Source organism: Pleomorphochaeta naphthae (assembly GCF_055396005.1).
Genome location: NZ_AP042457.1, coordinates 1,018,667 through 1,040,494, shown reverse-complemented (window position 1 = coordinate 1,040,494; position 21,828 = coordinate 1,018,667). Strand labels below are relative to the sequence as shown.

The window sequence follows — 21,828 nt, the reverse complement described above, 5'->3', positions numbered from 1 at the left end:
AATGTCTAAGAATATTATTTAGAAATATACTTTAAATTATCACACAAATTTATAGTATGTTCAACTAAGATAAAGCAAAAAGAACAATATTTTTGTATAGTAATTATGAGAAAAATAAAATTAATTATATTCTATATTTTTTTATTTAATTCAAATTTTTTATTTGCGGCATATGTTACCATTAACAGTGATTTTGTAAACAGCTATAATGAAATAGAAATAGTTAATAATACAAATAAATTTAAATTAAAATTTGCTGATAATAAATTAGAAACTTTAAGTTTGTTGCAATTATCCTATGAAAATATTACCATAAAAAAAAGCAACTTATTAGTAAGCAAGCAATTAAGCCTAGATACTAGCAGATATTATTTAATGAATATAGAGTTCCCTCCATTAATATTATCATCAACAATTTCACTTTTAAACGAAAAACAAATTGAAGTAAAAACTCTTACATATTTAAATGACAAATTAACTATTTCAAACAGTTATTATAATATAAATGAAACAATAAAAGATTCATATTATTATGATTTATCTTCTCTTTATTATACAGAAAGGGGTTTTGTTTCATATTTATCATATCAAGGGAATTACTTAGGAATTGAAACTGAAACAGCCTATACAAAATATGGTCTATTTTGCAGTTTTACATCCTCATTTTTTTTAAATCCTTTTACAATCAATTTAAACTATAAAAATAATAATGAAAAATATAATTTTCAAATCATTTTCGATTATAAAAATATGAATATTAAAGTAACTGATAAAATATATAGAATTTCAATATTTGGAGGGCAGGGAGTTAAAAGAAATTATAGTATTAATGGTAATTTAAAATTCACATTTAACAAAGAAGAGTTTACATCTAAAATTTATATAACAACCTCTCATGAAATTGATTATGATGAGTATTTAAATAAAACAGTAAAACAAAAAGTTAGAATAAGAAATAAGATAAACATCAATGATTTAAATTGTGAAACAAGCTTAACATATAATGGAGATATTTCAGGTTATTTAAGTATTAATGATATAAAAATAAGTTATTCAAAAAAAACTATTTTATTTAGTCTAAAATATTCAACAAATAGAGAAAATATGACGTTTGTACTACAAGCTTCATCTAAAGGTTCTTTAAAAATTTCTTATAAAAAAATACTATGAAAAATCTCCAATAAGTTGTACTTCGTATTCTAATTCAATATTAAATTTTTCAAAAACTTTTTGCTTACAAATTTGACTAAGATTATAAATATCAGTGCTAGAAGCTGAACCTCTATTCATAATATAGTTTGCATGAGTTTCACAAATGAAAGCATCATTGATTTTTAAATCTTTTATACCACAGGCTTCAATTAGCTTTCCGGCAATTTGATTAGGAGGATTTTTAAATATACTACCAGCACTTGGATAAGCTAATAACCCTTTAGAAATTCTACTTTTTTTATTATTATCTTTTACTTGTTTTGCAAATGTACTATATTTATTTTTATCTAAAATAAATCCAGCTTCAAAAATAATTACCTTTTCCATATGTTTGAAAGGACTATTTCTATATCCAAAGTCTTCAACATTTCTATCCATTCTATAAGATTTGCCATCTTGCTTAATATAATCAACATATAAGAGTCTATCACTTATCGTATAGCCATATGCACCAGCATTTCCATAAATAGCACCACCAATTGAACCTGGAATGCCACTTAACCCCTCTAAACCGAGCATTCCATCATTTTGAGTAATATTAATAGCTCTATCTAAAGCCATTCCACAACGACAAGAAAAAACATTCCCACGGATTGAATATCTACAAAGCCTATTTGTTCTTATAACTAAGCCCTCAATAGTTTTATCACTAATTAAAACATTTGAACCAGCACCAATAATATATATTCTTAAATTATTAACTTGTGCAAAAGATAAAGCAACAATTAATTCTTCAAAGCGACCAGGTGAACAAAAATATTGAGCTTTTCCACCTGTTTTAATAGTAGTAAAAGGTGCTAGAGGGACATCTCTTTGTATTATATCTTCTTCCTTGATTTTTTCATCTTGATGGCTTACATTTATATTCATATTTAGTATATTAACAATGAATACTTAATCTAGCAATGGATAATTAATATTTATTAATTAATATTTATAAATTTTCAATTGTTTGATATAATTAGTAGTAATCAATTTTTAAGGATTAATTAATGGCAATATATTTATATAATACAATGGGACGTCAGATGCAAGAATTTAAACCAATCAATAAAGATTCAGTTGGTTTATATACTTGTGGTCCAACAGTTTACAACTATGCTCATATTGGTAATTTAAGGACGTTTATCTTTGAAGATATATTAAAAAGAGCACTTCTTCATTCAAATTATAAAGTAAAACATGTAATGAACATTACTGATGTTGGTCATTTAACTGATGATGGAGATTCTGGCGACGATAAAATGACAAAAAAGGCTAAAGAAGTAGGTAAAAGTGTTTGGGAAATAGCTTCATTCTATACCAAAGCCTTTGAAAAAGATGCTTCTGATTTAAATTTAATTAAGCCTACTGTAGTTTGTAAAGCTACAGATCACATTCAAGATATGATTAATCTAATTAAAAGATTAGAGGAAGGTGGTCACACTTATATAAGTGGTGGAAATGTTTATTTCTCAATAGACACTTTTCCTGAATATGGAAAATTAGCAAACCAAAATCTTGATGATTTAAAGACAGCTGTAAGAGAAGATGTTTCAGTTGACGAGAATAAAAAAAATAGTAAAGATTTTGTATTATGGTTTACTAACAGTAAGTTTGGAGAACAACAGATGATGTGGGATTCTCCTTGGGGTAGAGGTTATCCAGGTTGGCATATAGAGTGTTCAGCTATGAGTATGAAATATTTAGGAGAATCTTTTGATATTCATTGTGGCGGAATAGATGCAATTCCAGTTCATCATACAAATGAAATAGCACAAAGTGAAGCAGCTACTAATCACAAATGGGTAAATTATTGGATTCACGGCGAATTCCTATTAGATGAAACTGGTAAAATGAGTAAGTCTAAAGGAGATTTTTTAACTCTATCCTTCTTAAAATCAAAAGGTTACGATCCAATGGATTATAGATTTTTTGTCTTAGGTGGTCATTATAGATCTCAGTTAAGATTTAGTTTTGAGAATTTAGATAATTCTAGAAAAACCAGATTATCAATAGTTTCAAAAATACAAGATTTATTAGACGATGGTGCTAGTAAAATTGAATTAGAAAGTGAAAAAACAATTGCATTAAAAAATGAATTTGATGAATGTGTAAATAACAATCTTAATATGCCAATGGCCGTTGCTGTTTTACATAAAACATTAAAAAGTGACCTATCTGTTAGTGAAAAGTATTCTCTAATATTATATTATGATGAAGTATTTGGTTTAAGATTTGACGAAGTAGAAAAAAGAAAAGAAGAAATACCAAGTGAAGTTGAAGAATTGGTTCAACTCAGAGTTGAAGCTAAAAAAGCAAAAGACTTTGCAAAAGCTGATCAAATTCGTGACCAGATAGATAAGTTAGGTTATATTGTAAAAGATACAGCAAAAGGGCCAGTTATATCAAAAAAACTGTAACTCAAGTGCAACAGGATTGTTAATAATTATGAAGATACAAAGTAATGATGAACATGATTTTAGGCATATATATGAAAAAACTTTCCCTATGTTATTTAGAGTTTCAAATAATATAGTGAGAAATCCAGATAGAGCCGAAGAGTTGTGCCAAGAAGCTTTTACTCGTTTTTTTGATCAAGGCAAAACGTTTCCTAGTGAAAATGATGCTAAGTATTGGTTAATTAGGGTGACTAAAAATCTCTCAATTAACGTTATTAAAAGAAAGAGTCGAGAGTTGAAGATGATCGAGAAGGTCAAAAAAGAACCTTTAAGACATGAAAAAACTGGCGAGGATGTTTTGGTTGAAGATGCAATTTGTGAACAAGTAATGGATGCTATCTCACAATTGCCAGAAAAACTAAGACTAGTAATTACTTTGAAAACTTATACAGATTTGGATTATAAGGGAATTGGAAAGACTCTCAACATTTCAGAGAGCAATGTTAAAGTTAGAGTTTTTAGAGCAAGAAAAATGCTTGAAAAAATTCTAAATCAGGAGTAGATAATTATGTGTTTAGACGATGCATTACTTAATTCATATATTGATGGAGAGCTACAAGAACCATGGAAAACTCAAGTAGAAGAGCATCTTTCTTATTGTAGTGGCTGTCAATTGAGATTAAATCAATTAAAGCAATTAGTTGATACTTTACAAAAATCTACAGTAGAAGAAGAACAAATTGCTCCTAGATCCGATAGAGTACTTAAATACTTTGAAGAAAATAGATTTAAAGCTCCTCCTAAAAAAAGCGTTTTTAAAAAAAAGATTCAAGTAAGTTTAGTACCCGCACTTTTAACTAGTGCTGCAGCTGTTGTTGTTGTTTTTATAGGTTCTTTTGTCCTTTTTGGGTCAAATAGTAAACAGACAAGTGAAATCATGCCAGAAGTCATGCTTCCAATTGATTCTTCAAAATTACAACAAGTAAGTGTTGAAGAAAAAAGCTCGCTTTCAGATTATAGTTTAGCTGAAATAGTGAAATATTTAGATTCGAAAGGATATGCTGTAAAATTAGAAGTAAAGTCTGTCAGTCCAATAGATAATGAAACCTCAACAGATCAATAGTAATTATTCAACATATTATAAGGAGCATTTTAGCTCCTTTTTTTTTATTGATTTTACTTTTACAAAAAAACAAAGATTAAAGATTTCAAATAATTTTAAAAAATAAATATTTTAATTTTGATTAATTAATAAGCAACATAAGTTTTTCACTTGAATTGTAAAATTTTTAAATAATTTTTGTTGTAATATGTTGTTACTGTGTACTCTTTTTGTTAAGATAATTCAACAGCATATTTTGGTAGGAGGATAATATATGAAGGCCGTAGAATTACAAAAAGCCTATGATCCAAAAGATTTTGAAGAAAGAATTTATCAAGAGTGGTTAGATAAAGGATTATTTAGTCCAAAGGATAGTGATAAAGAGCACTATTCAATTGTCATGCCTCCACCAAATGTCACAGGTATTTTGCACATGGGACATGCTCTTAATAATTCATTACAGGATATTTTAATTAGATATTATAGAATGACAGGTGTTCCAACACTTTGGGTTCCAGGAACTGATCATGCTGGAATTGCAACTCAAAGCGTAGTTGAAAGACAATTACTTAAAGAAGGTAAAAAAAGACAAGATTTAGGTAGAGAAAAATTTCTAGAAAGGACATGGGAAGTTAAAGAAAAACACCATGATACAATCAAGAAGCAACTTGAAACTATTGGTGCCTCTTGCGACTGGAGCAGAGAAAGATTCACAATGGATGAAGGTCTTTCTAAAGCAGTTCGTGAGTGCTTTGTAACATTATATGAAAAAGATTTAATCTATAAAGGTGAATATCTTGTTAATTACTGTCCTCATTGTGGTACTGCACTAGCTGATGATGAAGTTGAACATGAAGAAACTCCAGGTAAATTATATGATATAACATATCCATTTGCTGATGGATCTGGCTCAATTATTATTGCTACAACAAGGCCAGAGACTATGTTTGGTGATGTTGCAGTAGCTGTTAACCCTGAAGATGAGAGATATAAAGATTTAGTTGGTAAAAAATTAAAATTACCTTTAACTGACAGAGAAATCCCAATAATTGAAGATAGTTTCGTTTCATTAGAATTTGGAACTGGAATGGTAAAAATTACACCAGCTCATGATCCTAATGACTGGGAATGTGGAAAAAGACATAATTTAGAAATTATAAATGTTTTAAATCCAGATGGAACTCTCAATGATAATTGCCCAGAGAAATATAGAAATATTCAAGCTCAAGAAGCAAGAGCTATGGTTGTTGAAGACTTAAAAGCTCTAGGGAATCTAGTTGGTGAAAAAGAACACAACCATGAAGTTGGTCATTGTTATAGATGTCATACAGTCATCGAACCCTATTTGTCAAAACAATGGTTTGTAAGTATGAAAAAAATGGCTGATAATGCACTACAAGCTTGGAAAGATGAAAAAATAAAGTTCTATCCTAAAAGATGGGAAAATACATACTCACATTGGTTAACTTCAATTAGAGATTGGTGTATATCTCGTCAATTATGGTGGGGACACAGAATTCCTGTTTGGTATTGCAAAGATTGTGGGAATATGATGGTTCTTAGAGAAGATCCTTGTGAATGTAATAAATGTAAGTCAAAAAATATTGAACAAGAATCTGATGTATTAGATACTTGGTTTAGTTCTTGGCTATGGCCTTTCTCAACATTAGGATGGCCTGACAAAACTGTAGATTTTGATAAATATTTCCCAACTACAACATTAGTTACAGGCTATGATATTATTTTCTTCTGGGTAGCTCGTATGATTATGGCAAGTTTAGAGTTTGTCGGAGAAGTTCCATTTAGAGATATCTATTTAACAGGCCTTGTTAGAGACAAACAAGGAAGAAAAATGAGTAAAACATTAGGTAATGGTATCGATCCTATAGATGTTGTAAATCAATATGGCGCTGATGCTATGAAATTTACCTTAAGCTATATGGCAACTCAAGGACAAGATATACTAATCGACATGAATTCCTTCAAATTAGGTTCAAGATTTGCAAACAAAGTTTGGAATGCAACTAGATTCTTATTAATGAATTTAGATAATAGAAACTTAGTAGATTTGAAAGACATTGAATTAGATACAATGGATAAATGGATATATAACAGTTTAAATGAAGCTGCAAAAAAAGTTGAAGTTTCTATGAAAAATTATAGATTTAATGATGGAGCTAGTGCAATCTATGACTTCTTCTGGAACGATTTTTGTGACTGGTATGTAGAATCTTCAAAACAAAAATTATATAGCGATGATGATAGTATAAAAGATAAAGCTATAAGTATTTTACTAGATTTATTAGCTGAATCGATGAGATTAATGCATCCCTTCCTTTCATTCTTGACTGAAGAAATATATTCTAAGCTTCCAAATGTTTCAGATCAATTAATAACAAGTAAGTATCCTGAATTTACTCAGGATAGAGTTTATGAGAAAGAAGCTAAATTAGTTGCTTGTATGCAAGATGCAGTAAGAGGTGTTAGAGCTCTTAGAGCAGATTTACAAATTGCAATAGATAAAAAAGTAAATGTTGTTATAAAACCTGACAAAGATTTTATTGCTACAGACTTTTTTACAGAAAAGCAAGATTTACTTATGAATTTTGTAGGAGCAAGTAACTTAGAGATCGATAGAGATAATAAAGTCGATATTTCAAAAGCTGTTCCTGTTGCTGGTAGTGGTTTTGAATCTTTCGTCTTTGTTAGAGATGCAATTGATGTCGATAAAGAAATTGCAAAACTTGAGAAAGATTTATCTAAAACTCAAAAAAGTTTAGATGGAACTTTGAGAAAATTATCTAATGAAAAATTCATAAATAATGCGGCTCAAGTTGCTATTGACAAAGAAAAGAGCAAAAAGGATGAATTTGAAGAAAAAATAGATAAGGTAAAAAAACATATAGCATTATTAAAAACATTATAGAGTACAAATTATAGACCTAAACATTTTTTGTTTAGGTCTTTTATTCTTAGGAGGTTGTAATGAGTACAATAGTTATAATTGGCAATATTATAAAAGAAATAAACAAAGGAGAAACTCAATATACTGGGGGAGTAATTAATGCAACTCTATCTGCTTTAGTCTCTTCTAGTAAGGTTAAAATTGTAACTAACCTTCAAAAAGAAGATAGTGAAATCGCATTTAAGAAGTTAAAAGACCTTGGAGCTGAAATAATTACTAAAAACAACTTAAAAACAACGACTATAGTTGATGGAAGAGTGACTGAAGTTGGGAATACAATTGAAACAACATCGATAAAAAATGTTAATGGAGATTATTATTATTTTGTTCCATCACTAAATTCGGATATAAATACTGAATCAATAAAAGAACTTAGCAAATCAAATAAAATTGCTCTTTCTATAAGAGGATTTATGAATTTTATAAAGGATGAGAAAATTAACATAGAAAGATTTCAAGAATTACATTCATTATTAGAATATGTTTCTTTTCTTACTATTGACAAAGATCTTTGTTTTATCCAAGAATTTACGAATGATGAAGACCAGGTTGCTAAAACATATGCAAAAAAAGGTTGTAAAGAAATATTAATTCCTTACCATGAAGCTTTGTTTAATTATAGAGATAACTTTTTTTATAGATGCAAATATGTATCAAAATATCTACATAATAGAGATAAAATTACAGACATTGCATTAGCAGCATATGTATCTAAAATAGATGAATTAATTAAAGAAGAAGCTCTTTTTTATGCTACTGCCTTATGTTGTTTTTATATGGAAGATATAGATATATCAAATTTAACAAATGACAAACTAACTGCAAAAATGATTGATATTGGAATTGTTTAGTTCTAAAAATAAAATTTCATAGTGTTAACTTATAATTTGTTGACTTGTTATAATAGTTGTGTAATAGATATCGAAAAATATAGTTTAAGCTATTAGCAAAAGGAAAGGGCATTCAATGTTTTAAGAGTACTACAATTAAAATGTTTTAAAACTGAAAAAAGTAATCTTTCTTACAAAAGATTTGCCTTAACAAAATAATGTTGTTAATTTATAATTGAAAATAGACGATTTTGCTATGAATGGGAGAGTAGATATGATAAACAATTTAACAATTCATAGCGGTGCTAATAATACTAAACCTAATACAAAAGAATATTTAGATATTGCATTAACTTTCACTCATACTTATATAGAAGTTGATGTTAGAGCAAGTAAAGATCATATTTGTTTTTTATCACATGATAATAAATATAAAGATGTTTCTTTAGATTCCTTACCATACATCGAAGCTAAAAAAATCAATAAGGATTTAATAACACTTGATGAAACAATTGGAATAATAAAAAACAAGAATTCCAAGCTTAATATAGATATTAAAAAAGATGATTATATAGATGATGTGGTAAATTGTATCGAAAAAAATCATTTTGAAGAATCTTGTGTAATTACAGGAACTCATTTAGATGGTGCTAAACTAATAAAGAATAGGAATACTAAACTAAAAGTCATTATAAACTTTGAAGAAAAATACTTCCAAAATGTTGATTATTATAAAAAGGAATATTTAAAATGTGCTCCTTATGGGATTAATATCAATTACTCTTTAATAGATAATCCAAAATTTAAAGTTCTGAAAGAAACAAAAATACCAATTTACGCATGGACAGTAGACAACGAAGAAAGCTATTCTAAATGCAAGAGAGAAAACATCTTTAATATTACTACTAATAATCCAAAAATGTTTAACAAAGATTTTAATTAAACAATACATTTAATAACAACTTAAAGAAAGCTATAGTTAATCTTTATAAACAAAGGATATAGATTTTATTTTACTATATAGTCAAACTTTCATATTGCATTTCTCATTAAAAAAATAACAAAAAAATATATACCACAGGTAAATGCCCAAAAATTAAACAAATGGCTAGAAATTTGTAAAATATTACATAATTATATTGTATAATGTAAATTAAATTTTAAATTTATTTACAAATTTGTTATAAGCATGATACCATTATTACATTATCTTATTAAGGAGTATTCTGTGAATAAAAAACTTTTTCTCATTTTAGCAGTAAGTTTTATCGGAATAACTAGTATATTTTCTTCAACCAATTTAATGCCTTTACAAGCATCTTCAGGTGATGGTAATAATCAAGTTATAGGTAGTATCTTTTATTTAGGAACGGTAAGTAATAACGTATCAGCTTCATCAGTAGGTGTTGCAGCTTTTTATCAAAACAAATTAAATGATAATATTGGAATCTATGCTAATGGTGGAGCAGGAAAATCTTTTGCTTTTAAATTTAATGGAAGTTCTAATTACAATAATACAGTAGCTGTTTTTATACAGTCTGGACCTTATTATATTATACCAATTGCAGAAAACATGTTAATTAAAGTTGGTGGAGGATTAGACATTACTTTGCTAGGAGGAAAAGACTCAGTTACTAGTGATGAAGCTATAGTTGTAGCATTTGGAGCTGGTATTTTTGGATCATTTGAATATGCTCTAATAGATAATATAAAATTAATTGGTGGCTTAAATATCGGATTTGATGCTCTATCTTGGATGACAAATAGTGCAGGAGATCTAGAAAGAAGCTCAGGTGTTATTACAAATATAATGCCATCTGTTGGTGCAAGTTATTCATTCTAAAAGATTAAGGCAACAAAACAAGATTGATTTGTTGCCTTACTTATTAATAAAGAATAATTAAATTGTTAAGTTCTATCAGTTTTTAGAATTCTTGTGGATTTTATTTCTCCATTATTTAATCTTCTAATTATATAGCCTTCTTTCAAAGGTTTGTCAGTTTTTAAATATTGAACTTTACCATGATCTATTTGATCAATTTCTTCAAAATCACTATTTAAAAGAACAAAATCTGTATCAACAATATTTAAAATATCTTTACCAATATATTCTATAGTTTGGCCCTTTTTAACTTGGAAGCGAACATCTAAAGACCAAATTCCATCTTTAACTTCTTTTTCAATAATTCCAATAAACAAATAATTTCTTTCATAACCATCTGTAGTTGGTTCACTGATATCATCATCTTCGGTTTTATCAAAAAAGAAACCTGTTGAATATTTTCTATGACTTATATTAAACAAGTCTTTTCTATATTCACTTAGAAGAGGGTCTTTATCAATCGCTTTTCTATAAGCTCTAGTTACAACAGCATCATAATATAGGCTTTTCATTCTTCCTTCAATTTTAAAACTACAAACACCAGCATCAATCAATTCATCTATATGATCAATCATGCATAAGTCTTTACTACTTAAAATAGTTGTAAAACCATCTTGTTCACTAATTGTATAGTATTCACCAGGTCTCTCATATTCTTCAAGAGCTAAAGTTTCACTTGAGAGTACTTTTTCTAAACCTTCATTAGCCATCAATCTATAATTCCATCTACATGAATGGGCACAATCACCTTGGTTTGCACTTCTAGATGAAAAATAAGAAGAAAGCAGACATCTACCTGAATAAGCCATACACATAGCTCCATGAACAAATGTTTCTAATTCTAACTCAGGAGCTGCCTGTTTTATGTTTCTTATATCTTTTATAGAAGCTTCTCTACCTAAAATAATTCTAGAGAAACCAATACGATTGTACATCTTAGCAGCAGAAGAATTTATACAACTAGCTTGAGTTGATAAATGAACATCAACATCTGGTAACTCATTTTTAATTATATCCAAAGCACCTATATCAGTTACGATATAGGCATCAAAAGGCCAATCTTTAAGTTGTTTAACTTGCTGTTTTAGATCATCAAGTTGTCCTTCATGGAAAATTATATTTAAAGTACAATACAATTTTTTATTACCATATTGTTGCTTAATTTTAATTAAATCTTCTCTTTGTTGTAAGTCAATATTTTTAGCATTTGCTCTTAGGGAGAACTTAGGAAGCCCCATATATGCTGCATCAGCTCCAAAGCTAAATGCAGTTTTTAGTTTTCTCAAATCTCCAGCTGGGCTAAGTAGTTCAACCACGAATAGCCTCCTTAACGGCATTAGATACTGCTTCACTTATAAGTTTAACTTGTTCACTATTATCTGATTTCTCTACAGTAGGACGCTTAGCGTCTTTATCATTTGGGAAAGCTATTTCCAAAACTTGAGAAACATCATCAACAATATGAAATTTAATTCCCTTTGTAACTTTCTCATCAAGCTTATCTAAATCTTTTTTATTTTGTTTAGGTATAATAATTTCTTTAATTTTATTTCGCTTAGCTGCAAGAACTTTTTCTTTAAGTCCTCCAATAGGCATAACTTTACCCATCAAAGAAAGTTCTCCAGTCATAGCTAACTTAGGTTTAATAATTTGGTTAGTAATTAAAGAATAGATAGCAGTAGTCATTGTTATACCGGCACTAGGACCATCTTTTTTTATTGCACCTTCAGGAACATGTATATGTATATCATAATTAGTAAAATATTCAGGACTAAGTCTGTATCTTTCAGTGTTACATTTCAAATAAGTATATGCAATATTAATACTTTCTTTCATTACATCACCGAGTTGACCTGTAAGCTGTAATTTACCATTACCTTTAGCAGCTTGAGATTCAATTGCAAGAGTATCACCACCCATTGCAGTCCAAGCTAGACCAATAGCCATACCAGGCTTATTAGCCACAATTATATTGTCATTTGTAAAATATGGAATTCCTAAGAAATCAATAACATCTTTTTCACCAACTTTTATAGGTAATTCTATATCTTTGTTTTCAACGATCTTCATGGCCAATTTTCTATTAATCTTGTTTAAATTCTTTTCAAAATTTCTCACTCCAGCTTCTCTAGAATATTCTTCAGCAATCTTTTTCAAGATTGACGGAGTATAGATAATGTCAGTTTTACTTAAGCCCATTTTCTTAAGAGATTTAGGAACAAGATATTTTTTTCCAATCTGAACTTTTTCATCAGAAGTATAACCACCAACTTCTATCAATTCCATTCTATCTAATAGGGGACCTGGAATTCCATTAATGCTATTAGCAGTAGCAATAAATAAAACATTAGATAAATCAAATGGCAAGTCTAAATAGTTATCTCTAAATGAACTATTTTGTTCAGGATCTAAAACTTCTAGTAGAGCAGCAGCTGGATCACCTTGTAAAGATTGTCCCATTTTATCAATTTCATCAATCAAGAATAATGGGTTATTAGTTTTACAAGTTTGTAAACCTTTAACAATCTTACCTGGGATTGCACCAACATAAGTACGTCTGTGACCTTTAATTTCACTTTCATCTTTCATACCACCAACAGAAAATCTAAAATATTTTTTATTTAGAGCAGTTGCAATGGATCTACCAATGCTAGTTTTACCAACACCAGGAGCACCAACGAAACAGATTATAGCACCTTTATTGTCATTCTTGAGAGAACGAACAGCTAGATATTCTAGAATTCTATCTTTAACATCTTGCATACCATAATGATCTCTATTTAACACTTTTCTAGCAGCACTAATAGAAATCTTTTTATCTTCGCTTGGTTTCCAAGGTAATTTGACAATATTTTCTACGTAGTTTCTAGTTACATTAAAGTCTGGGGCTATCATTTCAAGACCCTTCAACTTTTCAATTTCATCATTTACTTTTTCTCTAACTTCATCATTAAAGTAAGGTTCAACTTCTTTAATTTGCTTTTCTAATTTAGAAATTAGAGCCATCTTAGGATCGCTTGCCATCCCAAGTTCCATTTGAATAGTTTTTAATTCTTGTCTTAAAAAGTATTCACGCTGTTGTCTTTCAACCTTTTTATTAACTTTAAAGAGAATACTTTTTTGAATACGAGAAATTTCTTGTTCATTTTTAATATGAATAAGTAATTTTTCTATTCTTTCTCTAATATCTAAGCACTCTAAAAGCTCTTGTTGATCTACCCCATTAATCTCAAGATTTGAAATTAAGAAATCTGCTAACTTACCAGGTTCCTCAATATTTATCATATTAAGCTTTAACTGTTCGTTTAGCATAGGATCTTGATCCGCTAGCTTTTTTATTTCAGTAAACAACTGTCTTGCCCATGGTATAATCTCGTCTTTATCATATTCACTGTTATTCAAGTATTCAACTTCAGCAATTAAATATTTACCGCTATCTAAAAAATACTTAACTGAAAAACGTTTTATTGTTGATATAAAAACGTGAACTCCACCATCGGGAAGCTTAATTTGTTTTATTATCTTAGCTGCAGTCCCAACTGTATATAAAGAATCTTCTTCTTCAACAGAATCATTTATCTTTTCTTTAGTTAACAGAAGGCCTATCATGCCTCCGTGTTTAATTGCTTTATTAATTACATCAATGTCCTGTGATTCAGTAAACATAAGATGTGTTAAAAGGCCTGGGAAAACAGGTACAGGTCCAACTGGTAATATAAATAGGTTTGAAGGGAGGTCTTTCTCTTCATCCATTAGATCTATATCTTTCATATTTCCTCCAAAAATTTGTATCTACTATAAAAATAATCAAAAAATATCTTTGGGGATAGGGTTATTTAGTCTTTTTTTAACCACTTTACCCCTAAATAACAGAAAGGAGTATCAAGAAGTGCAAATATAATTTTAAAAATCCAATAAGGTATAATTAATGATACAATAAAAGCTGCGTTAAATTTAGGATTTATATTATAAAATGCGACAAACATAAAAATAATAGTGTCAAATAACTGACTAATCATTGTAGAAACATTATTTCTTATCCAAAGATGTTTTTCTTTTGTTAATTTTTTTACAATAGAGAATATGAGAATATCAATATTTTGACTAATAGTAAAGCTAATTAGCGATGCTAATGTCATTCTTAGTGTAGAACCAAAAATATCTTTATATTCACTATTTAAATGATAACTAGAATGAGGCTTAATAGCAACACATAAAGCAACCATAGCAAAAAGGAATATTAACATAATTATGGATATGCGGACATAAAATAAAGCTCGTTTTTTACCTTTTACTTCCCCAATAATATCTGTTACTAAAAATAAAATTGGCATAAAAAAAATACCAACAGACACCCTAACTTCAAATAATGAAATAATTTTAGTTCCAATTGTATTTACTAATACCATTGATGTAATAAAAAGAGCAAATAAAAACAATTCCTTATTGTCTGATTCCACTGTTAAACTCCTAAATATTTTTACAAATTAATATCATGAATTAAGTTAAAAAACAATAGATACTATAAAAGAAACAAAACTATTATATAGAGAATAAAATTCTTTAATCTCTGTTTTTTATCAATATTATATTATAAATTACTTCTTTATTTATTATAAATAACAACTTATTACTTTCTATCAAACTATTTTTATTATTCTTAATGTTATTTTCAAATATTAAGATAGTAACTCATTAAAATAACTGAAATTAATAAATTTTTAACTAATAAAAAAAATATATGTTGCATTTTGTTGCATTTGTGATATTATACAAAATATAAAAGACAAATACAAACAATTTATTTATAAGATTAATTAATCTTGGAGGACTTATGGATAGCAAATTAATAGTAATAGCAATTGGTGGTAATTCTTTAATTGAAGATGCCAAACACGTTACTGTACAATCACAATATGAAGCAGCACGCAAAACTGCCGAACATATAGCTCGATTAGTTAAAGATGGACATAGAGTAGTTATAGCTCATGGAAACGGGCCACAGGTTGGATATATTTTATTAAGGGCTGAACACTCATCTGATATTTTACACTCTGTTCCTTTAGACTCATGTGTAGCAGATACACAAGGAGCTATTGGCTACCAACTTCAAATGGCACTCGATAATGAATTTGAAAAAGCCGGACTAAAAAATAAAGTTGCAACCATCGTAACACAAGTAGAAGTTGATAATGATGATCCTTCCTTTAATAATCCAACTAAGCCAATAGGAAGCTTCATGAGTGAAGAAGTTGCTAAAGAAAGAATGGAAAAAAATGGTTGGAGTTGTAAAGAAGATTCTGGAAGAGGGTGGAGACGTGTAGTAGCCTCTCCAAAACCAAAAGCTATTGTAGAAATTGAAACAGTAAAAATTCTTGGACAAAATGGAATAACTGTAATAGCAGCTGGTGGTGGTGGTATTCCGGTTGTAAGAAATGAAAACGGAACTCTTTCAGGTCGTGAAGCTGTAATTGATAAAGACTTAGCTGCTGCTCTTATGGCTAAACAATTAGGTGCAGATTTATTTGTTATTTCAACAGCAGTAGAAAAAGTTTGTTTAAACTTTGGAAAACCAGACCAAAAAACTTTAGATACTATTACTACAAAAGAAGCTAAACAATATATTGAAGAAGGACATTTTGCACCAGGATCCATGCTTCCAAAAGTTCAAGCTATTGTTGATTTTGTCGAAAGCACATCTAATATGGGATTAATTACCGATCCAGCTCATTTATATGAAGCCTTACATGGAGATCAAGGAACAAAGATTATCAAATAATATTTCTCCTTTCTTTACCTATAATTACATTTAGCTACTCTATAAATAGGGTAGCTTTTTTATCATCAGATAAAAATCTAAATAAGGAAACTTAAATTAAAAATTTTATATATTCTAAAACTTCACTAAATGAAACTGAGAAAACTTTGAATAAAATATTATTTTCCCTTAGTTGTTTTCAAATTAATTTATTATGAGTTTGATATACTTTTTAGCAAAAATACAAACGTTTGTAATAATTTACTAAATGGTTGTTAAGTATCAATCGAACCATTTTTAATATAATAATATCAATAATATTTTATCTAAATATTGCATTTTGCATACATAAATTAAAAAAAATGAATTATTCAATAAGTCAAAATACATTTAGTTTCATATATATACTATTTATAAAATACGATATATAATATTAATTGATATTTGAGAGGTGATATGGCTAATAATGTTACAATAAAAGATATTGCTGTAATAGCAGGAGTTAGTTACTCAACAGTTTCAAGATGTTTAAATGATAGTCCATTAGTTTCAGAAAAAACTAAAAAAAAAGTTAATGAAATTGCTAATGATCTTGACTTTGAATTTAATGCAAATGCTCGTGGATTAATAACTAGTAAAGCAAATGCTGTAGGCATTGTCTTACCTGAAGGTTTTTCACAAGTAAATGTTAATGCATATCATGGTTTATTACTAAATTCATTAAGAAATAGTCTAGAAAAAAGAGATGTAGATTTAATAATAACTTACCAAACTAATCATTTTACTAATCAAAACAACATATTAAGATTAGTTAATAGAAAAAAGGTAGATGGTTTAATATTATTAATAGAAGATCCTAATGACGAAACATTAAATTTTTTAAAAAAAAGAGAGTTCCCTTCTGTTTTTGTTCATTATCCACCTACAAGAAAAATTGATGATTTCGATGTAGTATATACAGATCATTATACGGGAGGAATTTTAGTTGCTAAACATCTCCTTTCAAAAGGACATACAAATTTTACAGTAATGTGTGTAAGAGAATATCATAAAGAATTCAAGTTAAGAGAACAAGGTTTTTGCGATGAAGTTAAAAAGAATGGAGGAACAATTAACAAATTGATCACTGATTTAGATTATTGGAGTGCAAAAAAATGTTGTGAAGATAATCTAGATTCTATTCTAAAAACATCAGCTATTTTCGGTTTAAATGATTTAATAGCTCTAGGGGCAATGAGAGCTTTAAAAAATAATCAAATAAACATTCCAAAAGATATTTCACTAGTAGGTTATGATAACAGTGAATTTAGTGAATATGCTAACCCATCTTTAACTACGATTCACCAACCAAGAGAAGAATTAGCAGTATTCTCACTAGAAAGACTTTTTTCACAAATTAATATAGAATTTGAAAACGAGAATGTGAAACTTAAGAAAAAAATTAGCATTGAACCTGTATTAATAGAAAGAGACTCAAGCTAAAATTCATTTATATTTATAGATAAGCTACCAAAATATTGGTAGTTTTTTTTGTGTTAAATAAAAAAATATTCTAGAATTTTGTATTCAAAAGTTGTTATTTAGATAATAAAATATAGAATAATAAATATCGATAATTATATATTTATTTTTTTTACTTGACTAATGTTGAATCGAACTAATACCATATATTTATGAAAACGTTTGCAAAACAAATTTTGTTTGTTTTATGAATGAGGAGGGTTTCGTGAATAATGATGATAACATTCTAGAGCTAACAGGCATTACTAAAATTTATCCTGGAGTTGTTGCATTAGATAATGTAAATATGAATGTCAAAAGGGGAGAAGTTCACGGCTTGATTGGTGAAAATGGTGCTGGAAAGTCTACATTAATTAAAACTTTAGCTGGGGCACATAAACCAGATAGTGGAAACATTTTCTATGATAACAACAACTATCAATTTTTCTTACCTCATCAAGCTATGGAATTAAAAATAGCATGTATATACCAAGAACTTAACCAAGTTCCATATATGACAGTTATGGAAAATATTTTCCTTGGAAGAGAGCTATTTACAAAAAGAGGTTTGTTAGATTTAAAAAAAATGGAAGAGGAAACTATAGCCGTATTAAGGGAATTTGAACTTGATATAAATCCTAACACTCAATTAGGCTTACTAGGTGTTGGTACGCGGCAGATGGTCGAAATTTGTAAAGCAGCCCATGCGAATTCAAAACTATTAATAATGGATGAACCAACAGCTGCTTTAAGTGAAAAGGAAACAAAAGAGCTTTTTAAAATTATTGAAAAATTAAAGAAAAAAGGTGTCACTATAATCTATATTTCCCATAGACTTGAAGAAGTATTATATGCTTGTGATTCTTTAACTGTATTAAGAGATGGGCAAGTAGTCATTGATGGGGCAAGAGTCAAAGATACTACTATAGATAATATGGTCTCCTATATGGTCGGTCATGATATAAAACAAAAATATCCTAAAAAGAAATTCAACATTGGTAAAACAGTTCTACAAGTTAAAAATTTAAATAGAGAAGGTTATTTCAAAAATATATCTTTTGATGTTAAAGAAGGAGAAATTCTTGGTTTTGCAGGGTTAGTTGGAGCTGGAAGAACTGAAGTTATGAGAGGATTAACCGGTGCCGATAAAATTGATAGTGGAGAAATCTACATCAATGGAGAGCAAGTTACAATAAGAAACCCTAAAGATTCAATCGAACATGGAATTGCTTTTTTAACTGAAGATAGAAAAGGGCAAGGATTAATACTTCTTCAATCAGTTGAATTCAATTCTACATTAGTATATTTAAACAATTACAAAAAAAAGGGCTTTTTAGATCTTAAAGCAATAGCTAATGAAACTGAAAAATTAGTAAAAGACTTAAGGATTAAAGTTCCTAATATCTATACATTAACTGGGGCTTTAAGTGGTGGTAATCAACAAAAAGTAGTATTAGCAAAATGGTTAATTTCTAAAGCTAAAGTTTTCATAATTGATGAGCCGACTAGAGGAATTGACGTTGGTGCAAAAATTGAAGTTTACAATCTAATAAATCAACTTTTATCTAGAGGTGCCGCTGTAATTATGGTTAGCAGTGAAATGGATGAGTGTATGGGGATATCAGATAGGATAGTTGTCATGCACGAAGGTGAGATTATGGGAGAAATTAAGAGAAAAGATTTTACCCAAGAAAAAATCATGTATGCAGCATCAGGTATAAAAATCAAAAATTAGGAGGAGTGATAAAAAGGTAAATAGCAGGTAGTTGCACCAATATTCCTATAGTGTGTTAAAATATATGGCACACAACTGAGGAATGGCGAAGACTTTAACTCGACATGTTTTACTAGTCCAAGAATATGAGACTGTTTAGGAGAATGAGGAGTTTTAGTCGTATCAATCACTGGTCCACTTATGTGAGGCCGAATAGGAGAATGGAACAACTACCGAACAGAGAGCCATTTTTGATTTTGTGTATAAAAAAATAAATGCAAGGAGATAAGAATGGTTAACTGGGAAAACAAAACTGTTAGCGTAGGAATTGATTTGCATAAGACTCAATTTACAGTTTGTGCAATAACATCAACAAAAGAGATTCTATTTGAGAAAGTGTATCAAACTAACGATGAAGGTTATAAGGCTTTTATTAGTGAATGTCACACTCTAGAAGACAAGTATGGTGCACATGTATCAATGGCAATAGAAGCTACTTCTAATGCTAGATACTTTAGAAACTTAATGCAGAAAGAAGGTTTTTTTACACTTGTTATTAACACTTTAAAATTCAAGGTTGTAACATTAAGTGCTAAAAAGACAGATAAAAGAGATGCTTTTACAATAGCTGAGTTTTTACTAAAAGATATGTTACCTGAAAGCTATCTATGTGATCAAGAAACAGAGGAGCTTAGAAAACTTATCTGTGAAAGAGCCGATTTAGTTTCATTGATAGTAAGAACTAAGAATAGAATACATAATATGATGTTAGGGTATGGGATAGTAACAACTGCCACTCAATTTCAAAGCAAGAAAAAGAGACTGCTTCTTCTAAAAGGTCTCGAAGACCACGCTTTGATTACGAAGAGGACAGTCTCTACCTTAAATAGTTTCATTCAAACTTTAGAAATTTTGGATGAACAAGTCAAGGCTTTAGAGGCATTAATTGAAGATTTTGTACAAGAAGATGAAGATGTTCAATTACTAAAAACTATTCCAGGTGTAGGGAAAATAACAGCTACAACCATTAGAGCATATGTTGGTGATATAAATAGATTTGCAACTTACAAACAGTTCGCAGCATATTGTGGACTCACTCCTTTTGTAAAGTTTTCAAATGAGAAAGGATTTACCGGACATATAACGAAGAATGGACCTGTAGAGTTAAGAACTGCGATGGTACAAGCTGTAATGGGTATGCTTCGTCTACAAAGATCATTAAGATATTTGTCGCTAATTAATGATTATAAAAGAATGAAGAAAAACAAAGGTAGTGGGAAAAGTATAATTGCCTTTGCACGAAAACTCAGTAGAGTAATTTATGCAATTCTAAAGAAGAAAAAGCCTTTTGATATGAATAAATTAATAGGTGATTTCAATAAGCGACAAGCAGAAGCTGTATAGCTTCTAATAAAGAAAAATAGAGAAATTAGGTTATGGTTTTCTGTGAAAAACTATTGACCTTTTATAGGAGAAATATAATGAAAAAAGTTAAAGTTGCAGTTGTGGGACTTGGTAGACTTGGAAGCTTTCATGCAATAAATATACAAACACGAATAAAAAATGCTCAATTAGTAGCAGTTTCAGATATTAATGAAAAATCACTAAATTTGTTTATATCTCAATTTCCTGAAGTAAAAGGTTATTTAGATTATAAAGAGATGTTGAAAAAAGAAGATATAGATGCAGTTGTTGTAGCATCTTCAACAAATTCTCATGCTTCTACAGTAATAAATTGTATTCATGCAAATAAAAAAATATTTTGTGAAAAACCAATTGCTGTAAGTTTAGAAGAAGCGAAAGAAGTTCAAAAAATAGTAGAAGATAATAATGCTTATTTGCAATTAGGATTTATGAGACGATTTGATACAGCCTATATGAAAGCTAAAGAAAAAATTGATATTGGACTTTTAGGAAAACCAGTTTCTTTATTAGCAATTTCTAGAGATCCAAGTTGCCCTCCTATTGAATTTGCTAAACACAGTGGAGGTTTAGTAAATGACATGGCTATTCACGATATAGACTTATGTAGGTGGTTGATGAATAGCGAAGTAAAAGAAGTTTTTGCCCATGGTGGAGTTGTCCGTTATAAAGAACTAGGTGAAATAGGTGATATAGATCATGTTAATATTTCAATAATTTTTGAAAATGGAAAAATGGCATTAATAGAATCAAGTAGGAACTCATCTTATGGCTATGATATTCGAACAGAAGTGATTTGTGAACATGGAGCAACAGAAATAGGAAAAGTTCAAGATGAAGATACTATATACAAAACAAAAGAAGGCTTACTAGTTCATTCAATAGGTGGATTTCTAGAAAGATTTGAACAAGCATATTTTAATGAAATGAACATATTTATAGAAAATATACAAAACAACATCATGCCAAGTGTCAGTTCATTTGATGGACTTAAGGCTATTGAGATAGCAAATGCTATAAATAAAAGTATCAAAACAAATAAAGTAGTGAGATTGTAGGAGA

General features: G+C 28.9%; 17 protein-coding genes. 13 read left to right on the top strand and 4 right to left on the bottom strand.

Annotated features, from left to right (window positions below):
* Window positions 1-105 precede the first annotated feature (105 nt).
* The gene (locus ACZ5SO_RS04740) at window positions 106-1,170 is read left to right on the top strand and encodes a hypothetical protein (protein ID WP_464627156.1); all 1,065 of its coding nucleotides are present in this window, start codon (window positions 106-108) and stop codon (window positions 1,168-1,170) included.
* On the opposite strand, the gene murB is transcribed toward ACZ5SO_RS04740, so the two are convergent.
* Window positions 1,165-2,082, bottom strand: coding sequence for a UDP-N-acetylmuramate dehydrogenase (gene murB / locus ACZ5SO_RS04735; RefSeq protein WP_464627155.1), 918 nt, complete (start codon window positions 2,080-2,082; stop codon window positions 1,165-1,167). The genes ACZ5SO_RS04740 and murB overlap by 6 nt on opposite strands.
* A 122-nt stretch (window positions 2,083-2,204) precedes the next feature.
* Here murB and cysS point away from each other — a divergent pair, with 122 nt between their 5' ends.
* From cysS to ACZ5SO_RS04700, 7 genes are all read left to right on the top strand, one after another.
* On the top strand, window positions 2,205-3,614 hold the full coding sequence (gene cysS, locus ACZ5SO_RS04730; RefSeq protein WP_464627153.1) for a cysteine--tRNA ligase: 1,410 nt from the start codon (window positions 2,205-2,207) through the stop codon (window positions 3,612-3,614).
* A gap of 28 nt (window positions 3,615-3,642) precedes the next feature.
* A complete protein-coding gene (locus tag ACZ5SO_RS04725) occupies window positions 3,643-4,155 on the top strand; it encodes an RNA polymerase sigma factor (protein WP_464627151.1) in 513 nt (170 codons plus the stop codon).
* A 6-nt stretch (window positions 4,156-4,161) separates the two neighbouring features.
* Complete coding sequence (locus ACZ5SO_RS04720; RefSeq protein ID WP_464627150.1) at window positions 4,162-4,716, top strand: anti-sigma factor family protein; 555 nt, start codon at window positions 4,162-4,164, stop codon at window positions 4,714-4,716.
* Between the two features lie 253 nt (window positions 4,717-4,969).
* Window positions 4,970-7,621, top strand: coding sequence for a valine--tRNA ligase (locus ACZ5SO_RS04715; RefSeq protein ID WP_464627149.1), 2,652 nt, complete (start codon window positions 4,970-4,972; stop codon window positions 7,619-7,621).
* 59 nt (window positions 7,622-7,680) lie between these two features.
* Window positions 7,681-8,511: a carbohydrate kinase family protein gene (locus ACZ5SO_RS04710; protein ID WP_464627148.1), complete on the top strand. Its 831-nt coding sequence runs from the start codon at window positions 7,681-7,683 to the stop codon at window positions 8,509-8,511.
* 253 nt (window positions 8,512-8,764) lie between these two features.
* On the top strand, window positions 8,765-9,433 hold the full coding sequence (locus tag ACZ5SO_RS04705; protein WP_464627146.1) for a glycerophosphodiester phosphodiesterase: 669 nt from the start codon (window positions 8,765-8,767) through the stop codon (window positions 9,431-9,433).
* Between the two features lie 285 nt (window positions 9,434-9,718).
* On the top strand, window positions 9,719-10,333 hold the full coding sequence (locus ACZ5SO_RS04700; protein ID WP_464627145.1) for a hypothetical protein: 615 nt from the start codon (window positions 9,719-9,721) through the stop codon (window positions 10,331-10,333).
* A gap of 65 nt (window positions 10,334-10,398) precedes the next feature.
* On the opposite strand, the gene ACZ5SO_RS04695 is transcribed toward ACZ5SO_RS04700, so the two are convergent.
* The 3 genes from ACZ5SO_RS04695 to ACZ5SO_RS04685 form a co-directional block, all read right to left on the bottom strand.
* Complete coding sequence (locus ACZ5SO_RS04695) at window positions 10,399-11,688, bottom strand: peptidase U32 family protein (protein WP_464627144.1); 1,290 nt, start codon at window positions 11,686-11,688, stop codon at window positions 10,399-10,401.
* Window positions 11,681-14,143: an endopeptidase La gene (gene lon, locus ACZ5SO_RS04690; RefSeq protein ID WP_464627143.1), complete on the bottom strand. Its 2,463-nt coding sequence runs from the start codon at window positions 14,141-14,143 to the stop codon at window positions 11,681-11,683. Before lon ends, ACZ5SO_RS04695 begins: the two co-directional genes overlap by 8 nt.
* A 65-nt stretch (window positions 14,144-14,208) precedes the next feature.
* Window positions 14,209-14,832, bottom strand: a complete 624-nt coding sequence (locus tag ACZ5SO_RS04685) for a queuosine precursor transporter (RefSeq protein ID WP_464627141.1) — start codon at window positions 14,830-14,832, stop codon at window positions 14,209-14,211.
* A gap of 374 nt (window positions 14,833-15,206) precedes the next feature.
* Between ACZ5SO_RS04685 and arcC the strand changes: the two genes are divergently transcribed.
* From arcC to iolG, 5 genes are all read left to right on the top strand, one after another.
* Window positions 15,207-16,151 carry a carbamate kinase gene (arcC, locus tag ACZ5SO_RS04680; RefSeq protein ID WP_464627140.1) on the top strand — a complete coding sequence of 315 codons (945 nt, stop codon included), beginning with the start codon at window positions 15,207-15,209 and terminating at the stop codon, window positions 16,149-16,151.
* Window positions 16,152-16,586: 435 nt separating this feature from the next.
* Window positions 16,587-17,612: a LacI family DNA-binding transcriptional regulator gene (locus ACZ5SO_RS04675; RefSeq protein WP_464627139.1), complete on the top strand. Its 1,026-nt coding sequence runs from the start codon at window positions 16,587-16,589 to the stop codon at window positions 17,610-17,612.
* A gap of 244 nt (window positions 17,613-17,856) precedes the next feature.
* Complete coding sequence (locus tag ACZ5SO_RS04670; protein WP_464627137.1) at window positions 17,857-19,365, top strand: sugar ABC transporter ATP-binding protein; 1,509 nt, start codon at window positions 17,857-17,859, stop codon at window positions 19,363-19,365.
* 270 nt (window positions 19,366-19,635) lie between these two features.
* Window positions 19,636-20,748 (top strand): IS110 family RNA-guided transposase, encoded by a 1,113-nt coding sequence (locus tag ACZ5SO_RS04665; protein ID WP_464624632.1) that lies wholly within the window; start codon window positions 19,636-19,638, stop codon window positions 20,746-20,748.
* Window positions 20,749-20,825: 77 nt separating this feature from the next.
* Window positions 20,826-21,824 carry an inositol 2-dehydrogenase gene (iolG, locus tag ACZ5SO_RS04660; protein ID WP_464627136.1) on the top strand — a complete coding sequence of 333 codons (999 nt, stop codon included), beginning with the start codon at window positions 20,826-20,828 and terminating at the stop codon, window positions 21,822-21,824.
* Window positions 21,825-21,828: the final 4 nt, after the last annotated feature.